Raw genomic sequence first — 13,085 nt, forward strand, 5'->3', positions numbered from 1 at the left:
CCGCTGCTGTCTGCAACCTGGCGCAATATCGCGCAGCACCACGCATCCGTGCGATGCGACCGCCGTATCCTCCTCGCCGCTTTCACTTTCTCGAGGCTGATCCCGCGACGCTCATGCTCTCACTCGACCATTTCCTGAATCTTGCGGAACGTCCGCTCGGCACCTGGCCCGGCGCGCTCGTCGTGGCCGTCATCGCGGTGGCGTTTGCGATTGCCGCGCATCGCATCGGCGCGCGCATTCTCGTGCGCATCGCGCGTCCTTATCCGCTGATGAGCGTCGTGCTGCGCTATATCGACACGCCCGCGCTCATCCTGCTCATCATCCTCGGGCTCGGTTTCATGATCTTCGAGGCGCCCGATACGCTGCCGTTCATCGGCGTGCTGCGCGATGTCGAGACCGTCGCGCTGATCGTCGCGCTCACGTTTCTCGCGGCGCGCTCGGCGGGCGCGGTGGGCGAGGCGATCGTGCAGGCGCATCCGCTCGACACCGACGACAATCTCAACGCCCGCCGCATCCACACGCAGGCGCGCGTGCTCGCGCGCTCGGTGATGGTGGTGATCGTAATCATCGGTTTCGGCGCGGCGCTGATGGCGTTTCCGAGCGTGCGGCAGATCGGCGCGAGCCTGCTGGCGTCGGCGGGCGTCGCCGGGCTCGTCGCCGGTATCGCCGCGCGGCCGGTGCTCGGCAATCTGATTGCGGGCTTGCAGATCGCGCTGTCGCAGCCGATTCGCCTCGACGATGTCGTCGTGATTCAGGGCGAATGGGGACGCGTCGAGGAAATCACGGGCACGTACGTGTCGATCCGCATCTGGGATCAGCGGCGGCTTATCGTGCCGTTGCAGTGGTTCATCGAAAATCCGTTCACGAACTGGACGCGCAACAGTTCGCAGATCATCGGCACGGTGTTTCTGTATGTCGATTACCGGATGCCGCTCGCGCCGCTGCGCGAGGAGCTGGAGCGCATCCTCGAGCACGCGCCGGAATGGGATGGCCGTGTGCAGGTGCTGCAGGTCACCGACGCCACCGACCGCGCGATGCAACTGCGCGTGCTCGTCAGTTCGTTCGACTCGGCGCTGAATTGGGATTTGCGCTGCCGCGTGCGCGAAGGGCTCGTGAACTTCGTGCAGGCGACTTATCCGCACTATCTGCCGCGCGCGCGGGCGGATCTGTCGACCGACAAGGAAAGTCACGTCGATTTCGCGCCGCCGCTCGAAAGGGCGGGCACGGCACACGCGGCAAGCACGGCGAATACGGCCGCCGATCCGGTCGCGAGCCGCGGCGAGCCGACCGGGCCGGACCCGAGGGCGCACGCGGCGGCGTCCACCGCGCCGGCGCCGGCAGAAAAGACCTGACGGAAACCCGCGCGGCGTTTCCGGGTCGAAAATTTCGGGTTGATGCTGAGAAAGTCACGTTAAGTCACGTTAATCACGTTCGAAGAGGAAAAGGAAAGTCTATGAGCCGTCTCGTCGTCGTATCCAACCGGGTCGCCACGCCGACCGAAACCAAGGGCTCCGCGGGCGGGCTCGCCGTCGGCGTCTTCGGCGCGCTGAAGGACAGCGGCGGCGTCTGGTTCGGCTGGAGCGGCGACGTCGTGAGCGAAACCGTCGCGAATCAGGGACCGAAACTCGAACAGGACGGCGCGGTGACCTTTGCGACCGTCGGCCTGCCGAAAAAGGACTACGACCAGTACTACCGCGGTTTCTCGAACGCGATGCTGTGGCCGGTTTTCCACTATCGCAACGATCTCGCCGTCTACGACCGGGACGAGTACGCGGGCTACCGGCGCGTGAACGCGTGGCTCGCGCACAAGCTCATCAAGCTGCTCGAACCCGGCGACATCATCTGGGTCCACGACTATCACATGATCCCGTTCGCCGAGGCGCTGCGCTCGGCGGGCATCACGAATCGCATCGGCTTCTTTTTGCACATTCCGTTTCCGTCGCCGCAGATCCTGTTGAATATTCCGCCGCACGAGGAACTGGTGAAGTCGCTGTGCTGCTATGACGTCGTCGGGTTTCAGACGGAAAACGATCGCGTCGCGTTTCACGACTACATCGTCCGGCACGCGCACGGCACCGCGACCCCCGACGGCCACGTCGAGGCGTTCGGACGCAAGCTGCGGACGAACGTTTATCGCATCGGCGTGTTTCCCGATGAAATCGCCGAGCAGGCCGAACGCGGCGAGGCGCGTCAGGACGTGATGGACCTGAAGCAGAGCCTCGAAGGCCGTAAGCTCATCATGAGCGTGGATCGGCTCGATTACTCGAAAGGACTGGTCGAGCGCTTCCGCGCGTTCGAGCATTTTCTGGAAAAGTCGCCCGAGTGGCGCGGCAATGTCACGCTCGTGCAGATCGCGCCGCCGACGCGCTCGGACGTCGAAACCTATCAGCAGATTCGCCAGAACCTGGAGTACGAAGCGGGGCGCATCAACGGACGTTACTCCGGGCTCGATTACACGCCGATCCGCTATCTCAATCAGCGATACGACCGCTGGAAGCTGATGTCGCTGTTTCGCGAATCGCAGATCGGGCTCGTCACGCCGCTGCGCGACGGCATGAATCTCGTCGCGAAGGAATACGTCGCGGCGCAGAATCCCGACGATCCCGGCGTGCTCGTGCTTTCCCAGTTCGCCGGCGCGGCCGATGAAATGACCGGCGCGGTGATGGTCAATCCGCATGATATCGTCGGCACGAGCGAAGCGATCGGCCGCGCGCTGGCGATGCCGCTCGCCGAGCGCAAGCAGCGCTACGAGACCAACATGGCGGCGCTGCGCAAGCACGATCTGGGCGTGTGGCGCGACAACTTCCTCGCCGATCTGCGCGGCGATGCCGAACGGTAACCGTCGCCGGAAACGAATGTTTCCGTGCTGTAACAGAGCGATGAAAGTGCAAGAGACGTCCGGAACGGGCGCATTCGCACTCGATAATGGGCTTCATCGCAGCGGATGGCGGAACGATTCGTAAGGGCAAACCTCGTTGTCCAACCTTACGATCCGCTGTCATACTCGATGCGCGCCGCGGCTGGCAAGCGATCAGCCGCACGTCGATATCCGCATGGAGACGAGAACGATGAGAATTGCCCAGATTGCTCCGCTGACCGAATCGGTGCCGCCGAAGCTCTATGGCGGGACCGAGCGTGTGGTGTCGTACCTGACCGAGGCGCTCGTCGAGCTCGGTCACGAGGTGACGCTCTTCGCCACCGGCGATTCGCAGACCAGCGCCAACCTGGAACCCGTGTGGCCGCGCGCGTTGCGGCTCGACCCGGCGATCCGCGACCGCATCGCGCCGCACATGCTGCTGATGGAACTCGTGCGCCGCCGCGCCGAAGAGTTCGATGTCCTGCACTTTCACATGGACTATTACTCGTTCTCGCTGTTCAAGCGCCAGGACACGCCGTTCGTGACGACAATGCACGGCCGGCTCGATCTGCCCGAGCAGCAGCCCGTATTCGATACGTTCAACACCGCGCCCGTAATCTCCATTTCCGACGCGCAGCGGCATCCGCTGCCGCAGGCGAAATGGGTCAGCACCGTTTATCACGGCTTGCCGGAGAAGCTCTACGTGCCGCAGCCGGTGGAGCAGAAGTATCTGGCGTTCCTCGGACGCATTTCGCCGGAAAAGCGCGTCGATACGGCCATTCGCATCGCGGGCCGATGCGGCTTGCCGATCAAGATTGCCGCCAAGGTCGATTTCGCCGACCACGAGTATTTCGAGCGCGAGATTGCGCCGCTGCTGGAGCTGCCGTATGTCGAGTACGTCGGCGAGATCAACGACAGTCAGAAAGCCGAATTCCTGTCGGGCGCGCACGCGCTCGTGTTTCCGATCGACTGGCCCGAGCCGTTCGGCCTCGTGATGATCGAGGCGATGGCGTGCGGCACGCCGGTCATCGCGTTCAATCGCGGCTCGGTGCCGGAAGTGGTGGACGAGGGCGTGTCTGGCTTCATCGTCGAGGATGAAATCGGTGCGGTGGCCGCGGTGAATCGTCTGCATACGCTGTCGCGCGAGCGCGTGCGCAATCGCTTCGAGGAGCGCTTCACGTCGCATCGCATGGCTCGGCAATATCTGGAGGCGTATCAGTCGGTCGTGCGCGCGCAGAAGCGTGCGCGCTTCAAAGTGATCGATCGCGCGACGACGACCTGACGCGCGACCCGACACGACGCGGGAAAAAACAAAAAACCGCCGTGTGGCGCGACCAGGAAGGTCGCACCACACGGCGGTTTTGCATTCGCCGCGAGGTCAAGCGCGACGCGCTCAGTACTTGATGCGCGACACCTTCGTGCCTTGCAGCGACACGTCGGCCATCAGGCCGGCGTTGGTCAGCACGATGGCCTCGACCGGTTTCGTGGCGGTGGTCGTGTCGATCACGCCGTTCGCGCCCATCTTCACCAACGCCACCGATGCGTCCGCGCCCGCCGACCAGCCGTCGGAGTTGCGGAATTTGTCGAGCGCATCCTGCGTCATGAACAGGAAGATCAGCGCCTTCGACTGCGCGCCTGCCTGCAGGCCGAACGAGCCGGACGTCGTGCTGTAATACCCGACGCTGCTGCCGCCCACACGCAGCGCACCCTTGCCGTATTGCGCGCCGACGATGAAGCCGGCCTGAAGCACCGACGGGAACACCAGCACGCCGCGCGCTTTCGCGACCAGCTCGCGCGAGCCGCCGACGGTGGCATAGAGACGCTGGATCGTGCTGTCGACATCTGCGTCGATGGCGCGGCGGTCATCGGCGGCGCCCGCGGCCGCTTCGCTGCCGGCGTTCCGGTTTGCCGTGCAGCCGGCAAGCGCGAGGCCACCCATTGCCAGCACGGCCGTCGACTTGAGCATGAAGTTTCGTCTTTGCATCATTGTTCTCCATCGTGGAATTTAGGAAACCCCATAAGAGCGGGAGGGTGAGGCACGCCAAGTTATAGCACAGCAAGGTGAAACCGCGAGCCTCGGCCCATGCGCCGAAAGCCTTGTCAGGCTTGGGTCTTCAGGCTCCGCAACATTCGGGCGAACAAGCCGGACCTAGCTTACTCCGAATCCGTCCCCATAAGCGTCAGGCGCGTCGTTAAATTACACAAATCTTTCGAAGCACACATCGTCTGATACAAGGTTAGACGAAGCTTTGACCAAACCGAAATGGAAACGGCGTTTTCGCCCGAAGTGCGGCCCAAGGCGAGCAGAATTTTCGTGACGCTGCCTTTAGGTCGTACGAGAAAACCGCTGAAGGAAGTAGCAACGACCGTACCCGAGGCTCGGTCACGGATGGGTCGTCGTTTTTACTTCGGCGGAGGGCGGCGCGGGCGTGTGTTGCGGACGGCGCAGCGCGCGCCGGATGCCGCCGATCAGCACGCCGAGCACGAGCAGGAACGCTGCGGGCACGATCCAGTAGCCGACGAACGCATGCCAGAGATAATCGGCGAGCGTCGCCTTGCGATGCGCGTATTCGTTGAGCGCTTCCTGATGCTTCACCTCGGTGGCGGCGATGGCATCTTCGGGACAACCGGCTGCGCGCGCTTCTTCGGACGTGCCGTGGCAGCGCGCCGCGGCGCCGGCCGCGCGTTGGGCATCGGTCAACTCCCAGCTGGCAAGCGACTTCTGGAGATCGACGTTGTTGTACGCCATCTCCTCGCGCACTTCGTTCACCGCGACGATCAGCACCGGCACGAACCAGAACGTGATCGCCACGAGCCACCGCCTGAACCAGCGGTTCTTGTGTCTCCATGCCATCCGATGCCTCCATGCGCGGCTTTTCGCCTCGCTCGAAACGGCGGCGGCCGATGGCGTCTTTCTTGTATTTCGTAAGGGGCCGCCTTCGCGCCATCTTATGAGAAAAAGACGACGGTGCGAATCACTAGCTTGGGTGCAGTGCAATATCGGCCGGTAGGGAGCGTAAATACGCAAGGGGCGCCGCGCGCGAACGGCGCGGCGTGCAGAACGCGAACGCAGGCGAGATCAGCCCTTGTTGCTGAGGCAGCTTTTCATGAAACTCTTGCGGTCGTCGCCTTTCTTGTCGCCTGCTTGGCTGTTGCACGCCGTCATCTTCTGCTGCTGCGTCATCGGCGCGGATGCGGCAGCCGGCGCGGCGGACAGACAGCTCTTCATGAAGGCCTTGCGGTCGTCGCCTTTCTTGTCGCCCGCCTGCTTGTTGCAATCGGTCATCTTGCTTTGCTGACTGTTGGCGGCGAAGGCGACGTTCGCGCCGAGCGTCAGGCTCAGCACGGCGATGAGGGCGGTGGCTCGAATGGTCATGTGACGCTCCCTGATTTGAGTGACGGTTGTTGTTCGACGGCGCGTGTCTGTATCGGCATGTCGCCCGCGCATTATGGCAAACACAATATGAACGGTGTGCGGGATAGGGTGAAATCGGGAGTCGCGGGAACGAGGCTTGCAAACGCCTTTCGTCGCCGGCGATCCGCACGACCGATGCAGCCGACGTATGATCGTGCGATGCATGTCAATGCGAAAGGAGATCGTCCATGTCCACGCCGCTGTCGGATCATTACAAAGGCTTCGAGATCAAGGTTCAGGCATTGAGGCGCGCGAAGGATCGCGACGAGCCGGACGACAGCCCGCGACACTTCGACATAGTCGTGACGATCGCGAAGAGCGCGCACGGCGAAAGCGGCCGCTCGGTGATGTTCGGCGTGCCCGATCAGGAACCGTTCGACAGTCCGATCGACGCGACGCGCGCGGGCATCGACTACGCGCGCGACATCATCGACAACAAGGTCGAAGGGCAGTCGGTCGAAGATCTCTGAGTCTTGTCCGCAGGCAACTAAAAACGCCGTCGAGCAGCCGTTCGACGGCGTTGTCGTATGTGCTGCACTACACGTTAGCCCGATTGACCTCCGGCGCCTGTCCAACGAGAATCGACGGCGAGCAAACGTTCAAACGTGCGCGAAAGGGCGTCGAAGGCATTGGCGCGCGAGCGTCCGGCGCGTTTCGATTGGCGTTGCTCGCGTTCGCTGCATCTCGCAAGACCAACAAACCAGAATAAGCATTGGAGATCCGCATGAACCGAATCATCCGCCGACGCGTCCTCACGGCTGCCGTCGCGCTCGCCGCCTGCACCGCATTGCCGTTCGCGTCGTCATCGGCGTTCGCGCAGCCGGCGGGCAAGCCCAAGGTGGCGCTCGTCATGAAATCGCTCGCCAACGAGTTCTTCCTGACGATGGAAACCGGCGCGAAAGACTATCAGGCGCACAACGCCAGCCAGTTCGACCTGATCACCAACGGCATCAAGGACGAGACCGACACGGCGGCGCAAATCCGCATCGTCGAGCAGATGATCGTCTCGAAGGTCGATGCGCTCGTGATCGCGCCGGCTGATTCGAAGGCGCTCGTGCCGGTCATCAAGAAGGCGGCGGACGCGGGGATCATCGTCGTGAACATCGACAACCGGCTCGATCCGGACGTGCTCAAGTCGAAGGATCTGAACGTGCCGTTCGTCGGACCGGACAACAAGAAGGGCGCGCGTAAGGTCGGCGACTATCTCGCGCCGAAACTGAAGAAGGGCGATGAAGTCGCGATCATCGAAGGCGTGACGACCACGACGAATTCGCAGGCGCGCAGCGCGGGCTTCAAGGAAGCGATGGACGCCGCCGGCATGAAGGTGGTCGCGCTGCAGTCGGGCGAATGGGAAATCGACAAGGGCAACGCGGTCGCGTCGCAGATCCTGAACGCCAATCCGAACGTGAAGGCGCTCCTGTGCGACAACGACAACATGGCGATCGGCGCCGTGTCGGCGATTCGCGCGGCGGGCAAGGCGGGCAAGGTGCAGGTCGTCGGCTTCGACAACATCGGCGCGATCAAGCCGATGCTCAAGGACGGCCGCGTGCTCGCCACGGCCGACCAGTACGCGGCGAAGCAGGCGGTGTTCGGCATCGACGTGGCGTTGAAGGCGATTGCCGGCCACAAGAAGCAGTCGGAGCTTTCGCAGGTCGTGGAAACGCCGGTCGATCTCGTGACGAAGTGAGCCGGCGCGAAGCCTCAAGTTCGCGGCGGGCGTGCCGATAACACACTGACGAGCGCGAAAGGCAGACGGCGCGGGCACGCTCCGCGGCCTTTCGCGCGGGCTTCGCCCAGCCGTGCTGGATCATTCCGAGGATGCACAACCGAGCCTTGAAGCGCCCCATGACCGGACCGAACGATGCGAACGTGCTGACGGTGACGGGCATCGGCAAGACCTATGTCGAGCCGGTGCTGACGGACGTATCGCTCGATCTCGTCGCGGGCGAGGTGCTCGCGCTGACCGGCGAGAACGGCGCGGGCAAGAGCACGCTGTCGAAGATCATCGGCGGGCTGACCGATCCGTCGACCGGCGCGATGACGCTCGCGGGCCAGCCCTACGCGCCGAAGAGCCGCTCGGAGGCCGAATCGCTCGGCGTGCGCATGGTGATGCAGGAGCTGAACCTGCTGCCGACGTTATCGGTGGCGGAGAATCTCTTTCTGAACCGCTTGCCGCGCAAGGGCTTCGGCTGGATCGACCGCAAGCGCCTCGCAGAAGACGCGCGTCACGCGATGGCGCAAGTCGGGCTCGACGCAATCGATCCGGATACGCTCGTCGGCGGTCTCGGCATCGGGCATCAGCAGATGGTGGAAATCGCGCGCAATCTGATCGGCGATTGCCGCGTGCTGATTCTCGACGAGCCGACCGCGATGCTCACCGCGCGCGAAGTCGATCTGCTGTTCGAGCAGGTCGAAAGGCTGAAGGCGCGCGGCGTCGCGCTCGTGTACATCTCGCACCGGCTGGAGGAACTGCGGCGCATCGCCGAGCGCGCGGCCGTGCTGCGCGACGGACGCCTCGTGCATATCGGTCCGATGGACGCGCTCACGAGCGACCGGCTCGTCACGCTGATGGTCGGACGCGAGATCGGCGAGCGCATCGATCTGGGCGAACGGCGGATCGGCGATGTCGCGCTGAAAGTGGAAGGCATGACGCGGCTGCCGGCCGTGCGCGACGTGTCGTTCGAGGTGCGCGCGGGCGAGATTTTCGGCGTGAGCGGCCTGATCGGCGCGGGCCGCACCGAGCTGATGCGGCTCATCTACGGCGCGGATCGCGCGGACGCGGGCACGGTGTCCGTCGCGCGCAAAGGGCAGGCGCTGCGGCGCGTGACGGTGCAATCGCCGTCGGATGCGGTCGAAGAAGGCATCGCGCTCATCACGGAGGATCGCAAGGGCGAGGGCCTGCTGCTCAGCCTGCCGATCGCCGCGAACGTTTCACTGGGCAACGTCGGCGCGGTGGCGCGGCACGGCGTGGTCGACGCGCGCCGGGAAGCGGCGCTCGCGCAACGGCAGATCGACGCGATGTGGATTCGCACGTCGGGGCCGGCGCAGGCCGTGTCGGAACTGTCGGGCGGCAACCAGCAGAAGGTCGTGATCGGCCGGTGGCTCGCGCGCGACTGCTCGGTGCTGCTGTTCGACGAGCCGACGCGCGGCATCGACGTCGGCGCGAAGTTCGACATCTACGGGCTGATGGGCGCGCTCGCTCGCGAAGGACGCGCGCTCGTCGTCGTGTCGAGCGACCTGCGCGAGCTGATGCTGATCTGCGACCGTATCGGCGTGATGTCGGCGGGGCGCATGACGGGCGTGTTCGAGCGCGCGAACTGGACGCAGGACGCGCTGCTCGCGGCGGCGTTCTCGGGTTACGCGAAGCGCGAGGCGATCCTGCACGAGCCCATCGCCCCGGACGCGAAAGCGCCCGAAGACAACGTGGAGCATTGAATGAGCGAAGCGAATCTGCCCGCCGATGCGCCGAAGAGCACGAAAGGCGTCGGCACGCGTCTGGGCATTTCGAATTATCTGGGTCTCGCGGGCGCGCTCGCCGCGATGATCGCGCTGTTTTCGGTGCTGAGCACGCACTTTCTGACGTACGACACGTTCAGCACGATCGCGAACCAGATTCCGGATCTCGTCGTGATGTCGGTCGGCATGACGTTCGTGCTCATCATCGCGAGCATCGATCTGTCGGTCGGCTCGGTGCTGGCGCTGGGCGCGTCGGTGGTGAGCGTGGCCGCGCTGAAGTGGCACTGGCCGGCGTTTCCGGCGGCGCTGATCGGGCTCGCGGCCGCCGCGCTGACGGGCGCCGTGACCGGCCTCGTGACGGTGGCGTGGCGGATTCCGTCGTTCATCGTCTCGCTCGGCGTGCTGGAAGGCGCGCGCGGGCTTGCGTATCAGATGACGAATTCGCGCACGGCGTACATCGGCGATGCGTTCGATTTTCTGTCGAATCCGATCGCGTTCGGCATCTCGCCCGCGTTCCTGATCGCGGTCGCGGTGATGATAATTGCCCATCTGGTCTTGACCCGGACGGTTTTCGGCCGATATCTCGTAGGGATCGGCACGAACGAGGAAGCCGTGCGTCTCGCGGGCGTGAATCCGCGGCCGTACAAGGTGATCGTTTTCGCGCTGATGGGCGCCTTGTCCGGACTCGCGGCGCTCTTTCAGATCTCGCGGCTCGAAGCCGCCGATCCGAACGCCGGCGCGGGGTTGGAACTGCAGGTGATCGCGGCGGTCGTGATCGGCGGAACGAGCCTGATGGGCGGGCGCGGCTCGGTCATCAGCACGTTTTTCGGCGTGTTGATCATCTCCGTGCTGGCGGCGGGACTGGCGCAGATCGGCGCGAACGAGCCGACCAAGCGCATCATTACCGGCGCGGTGATCGTGGTGGCGGTGGTGCTGGATACATACCGCAGCAGGAGAAAGCGGGTTTGATCGAAGGGCGGCGCAGGCGGGCGCTCCGGAACGGGGTGGAGCAACGGCCGGCGACGAGAGAAGGCAGCGGGCGGCAGCGGCGAACGGGGATTCATCGCCGCCGCACACAATGAAGCAGGCAGGGCGCGGGGAAAGCAGAGCGGCGCATGAAAAGTGGTCGCGCCGGACGCCTTACGACCAATAAGAGCAGTTGGACCAAAGCATAGCGAAGGACGATGTATGGCGACGATCAAAGACGTGGCAGCCATTGCCGGGGTGTCGTTTACGACGGTATCCCACGTAGTGAACAATTCGCGGCCGGTTTCGGCCGACGTGCGGGCGAAAGTCGAGCGGGCGATCCGTGAGCTCGACTACGTGCCGTCGGCGGTCGCGCGCTCGCTGAAGGCGCGCTCGACGGCGACCATCGGCCTGCTCGTGCCGAACGCGACGAATCCGTATTTCGCGGAGCTCGCGCGCGGCGTCGAGGACGGCTGCGCGAAGAACGGCTATTGCGTGTTCTTCTGCAACTCCGACGACGATCCCGCGAAGCAGCGCAACTATCTGCGCGTGCTGCAGGAAAAGCGCATCGACGGGCTCGTGATTGCATCGGCGGGCGAGGACTCGGTGCTCGCGCAATGCCTCGCGGGCGCGCGCGAGCCGCTCGTGATCGTCGACCGCAATATCGAGGGGCTGCAATCGGACCTCGTGCAGATCGACCACGAAAAGGGCGCGTATCTCGCGACGCGGCATCTGCTGCAGCTCGGGCATTCGAAGATCGGCTGCATCACAGGCCCCGTCGCGACCGCCGTTTCCGCGATGCGCCTGCACGGCTTCATCCGCGCGATGGCCGAGCGCGGCATGGAAATCGCGCCGAACGCGATCCAGCAGAGCGACTTTTCCGCGACGGGCGGTTACGCGGCGGCCTCGCTCCTGCTCGACAACATGAAGCCGACGGCGATCTTCGCGTGCAACGACATGATGGGCATCGGCGCGCTGCGTGCGGCGGCGGAGCGTCACATCAACGTGCCGACGGACTGCTCGATCATCGGTTTCGACGATGTCGAGCTGTCGCGCTACACCTATCCGGCCTTGTCGACGGTGGGGCAATCGGTGCGCGCGCTCGGCGAAATGGCCGCGCAGACGCTGATCGAGCGCATCACCGGCAAGCTGACGGGCACGACGCGCCGCCGCGTGGTGCCGCCGCGCCTCGTGCGCCGCGAATCGACCGCGGTAGTGCCCGAGTCGCGCGGCGCGAAGGCGTAACGACCGCGGTGCAGTAAAGGAACCAAAGGAAACGAGATGGGCGACAGTGCCAAAACCGGCCGCGTGACCGTGGTCGGCAGCCTCAACATGGATCTCGTCGCGCGCGCGCCGCGCCTGCCGCGACCGGGGGAAACGCTCGCCGGACACGCGTTCGCGCAGATGCCGGGCGGCAAGGGCAGCAATCAGGCAGTCGCCGCGGCGCGCCTGGGCGCGCATGTCGCGATGATCGGCTGCGTCGGCGCCGATACGAACGGCGCCACGCTCAAAGGCAGCCTCGAAGCGGAAGGCATCGACTGCACGGCGCTCGCGACCAGCGCCAGCGCGCCGACGGGCGTCGCGCTCATCGTCGTCGACGATGCGAGCCAGAACGCGATCGTCATCGTCGCGGGCAGCAACGCCGAAGTCACGCCCGCGCGCATCGAAGCGCAGGAGGCGCTCATCGCGCGCGCCGACGTCATCGTGTGCCAGCTCGAAACGCCGCCGGACGCCGTGCGCGCCGCGCTCGCCGCCGGCCGTCGCCTGAAGCGCACGACGATCCTGAATCCCGCGCCCGCGGCGCGCAAATTGCCGCCGGACTGGTTCCCGCTGATCGACTATCTGATTCCGAACGAACTCGAAGCCGCGACGCTCTCCGGGGTCGCCATCGAAACGCCCGACGACGCGCGCCGCGCCGCGCAGGCGCTCAAGGCGAAAGGCGCGCGCAACGTCATCGTGACGCTCGGCGCGCAAGGCGTGCTGGCTTTGCTCGACGGCGCGGACGACGAAGGCGTTCATCTGCCGTCGCCGCGCGTCGAAGCGGTCGATACGACCGCCGCCGGCGACACGTTCATCGGCGGCTTCGCGGCGGAACTCGCACGCGGCGCGGCGGCAATGCACGCAATCGCGTTCGGCCAGCGCGCGGCGGCAATCGCGGTGACGCGCGAGGGCGCGCAACCATCGATTCCGCACCGCAGCGAAATTTCAGCATAACTTTTCAATATTCATTGAAAACACGGCGCGTCTGACGCGCCGTTTTCTTTTCATACGAAACAAATTCCTCAAGTGCCGACACTTTCGCGCCGTTTACATCGATAGCGGTCGCGCGATGTCCCGCGCGCACGCTGCCATGCAACGACGACTCCGCTCGCGAGCGACATCAGGGAAAAA

Annotated in this window: 12 protein-coding genes; 9 read left to right on the forward strand and 3 right to left on the reverse strand. The window is 64.9% G+C overall.

What is annotated here, in order from left to right; genetic code table 11:
- Nucleotides 1-113: 113 nt before the first annotated feature.
- The 3 genes from QCE58_RS08370 to QCE58_RS08380 all read left to right on the forward strand — a co-directional run bounded on the left by QCE58_RS08370 (nucleotide 114) and on the right by QCE58_RS08380 (nucleotide 4,139).
- Complete coding sequence (locus QCE58_RS08370; protein WP_250521110.1) at nucleotides 114-1,352, forward strand: mechanosensitive ion channel family protein; 1,239 nt, start codon at nucleotides 114-116, stop codon at nucleotides 1,350-1,352.
- Between the two features lie 101 nt (nucleotides 1,353-1,453).
- Nucleotides 1,454-2,839 carry an alpha,alpha-trehalose-phosphate synthase (UDP-forming) gene (gene otsA / locus QCE58_RS08375; RefSeq protein WP_250521111.1) on the forward strand — a complete coding sequence of 462 codons (1,386 nt, stop codon included), beginning with the start codon at nucleotides 1,454-1,456 and terminating at the stop codon, nucleotides 2,837-2,839.
- A gap of 229 nt (nucleotides 2,840-3,068) precedes the next feature.
- Nucleotides 3,069-4,139: a glycosyltransferase family 4 protein gene (locus tag QCE58_RS08380; RefSeq protein ID WP_008349671.1), complete on the forward strand. Its 1,071-nt coding sequence runs from the start codon at nucleotides 3,069-3,071 to the stop codon at nucleotides 4,137-4,139.
- Nucleotides 4,140-4,250: 111 nt separating this feature from the next.
- Here QCE58_RS08380 and QCE58_RS08385 read toward each other — a convergent pair whose 3' ends face one another.
- From QCE58_RS08385 to QCE58_RS08395, 3 genes are all read right to left on the reverse strand, one after another.
- Nucleotides 4,251-4,841: a YSC84-related protein gene (locus QCE58_RS08385; protein ID WP_008349670.1), complete on the reverse strand. Its 591-nt coding sequence runs from the start codon at nucleotides 4,839-4,841 to the stop codon at nucleotides 4,251-4,253.
- A gap of 399 nt (nucleotides 4,842-5,240) precedes the next feature.
- Complete coding sequence (locus tag QCE58_RS08390; RefSeq protein WP_244808084.1) at nucleotides 5,241-5,711, reverse strand: hypothetical protein; 471 nt, start codon at nucleotides 5,709-5,711, stop codon at nucleotides 5,241-5,243.
- Nucleotides 5,712-5,936: 225 nt separating this feature from the next.
- Nucleotides 5,937-6,233 (reverse strand): PsiF family protein, encoded by a 297-nt coding sequence (locus QCE58_RS08395; RefSeq protein WP_008349666.1) that lies wholly within the window; start codon nucleotides 6,231-6,233, stop codon nucleotides 5,937-5,939.
- A 227-nt stretch (nucleotides 6,234-6,460) separates the two neighbouring features.
- On the opposite strand from QCE58_RS08395, the gene QCE58_RS08400 reads away from it, so the two are divergent.
- The 6 genes from QCE58_RS08400 (at nucleotide 6,461) to rbsK (ending at nucleotide 12,908) form a co-directional block, all read left to right on the forward strand.
- Nucleotides 6,461-6,742 (forward strand): hypothetical protein, encoded by a 282-nt coding sequence (locus QCE58_RS08400; protein WP_008349664.1) that lies wholly within the window; start codon nucleotides 6,461-6,463, stop codon nucleotides 6,740-6,742.
- 254 nt (nucleotides 6,743-6,996) lie between these two features.
- A complete protein-coding gene (locus tag QCE58_RS08405; protein ID WP_250502032.1) occupies nucleotides 6,997-7,959 on the forward strand; it encodes a sugar ABC transporter substrate-binding protein in 963 nt (320 codons plus the stop codon).
- A gap of 158 nt (nucleotides 7,960-8,117) precedes the next feature.
- The gene (locus tag QCE58_RS08410; RefSeq protein ID WP_250521112.1) at nucleotides 8,118-9,707 is read left to right on the forward strand and encodes a sugar ABC transporter ATP-binding protein; all 1,590 of its coding nucleotides are present in this window, start codon (nucleotides 8,118-8,120) and stop codon (nucleotides 9,705-9,707) included.
- Nucleotides 9,708-10,697: an ABC transporter permease gene (locus QCE58_RS08415; protein ID WP_008349658.1), complete on the forward strand. Its 990-nt coding sequence runs from the start codon at nucleotides 9,708-9,710 to the stop codon at nucleotides 10,695-10,697. It abuts the gene before it with no gap.
- A 219-nt stretch (nucleotides 10,698-10,916) separates the two neighbouring features.
- The gene (locus QCE58_RS08420) at nucleotides 10,917-11,939 is read left to right on the forward strand and encodes a LacI family DNA-binding transcriptional regulator (RefSeq protein WP_008349655.1); all 1,023 of its coding nucleotides are present in this window, start codon (nucleotides 10,917-10,919) and stop codon (nucleotides 11,937-11,939) included.
- 36 nt (nucleotides 11,940-11,975) lie between these two features.
- Nucleotides 11,976-12,908, forward strand: a complete 933-nt coding sequence (gene rbsK, locus QCE58_RS08425; protein ID WP_250518191.1) for a ribokinase — start codon at nucleotides 11,976-11,978, stop codon at nucleotides 12,906-12,908.
- Nucleotides 12,909-13,085: the final 177 nt, after the last annotated feature.

It is taken from the genome of Caballeronia sp. LZ028, assembly GCF_031451415.1.
Lineage (GTDB): Bacteria > Pseudomonadota > Gammaproteobacteria > Burkholderiales > Burkholderiaceae > Caballeronia > Caballeronia zhejiangensis.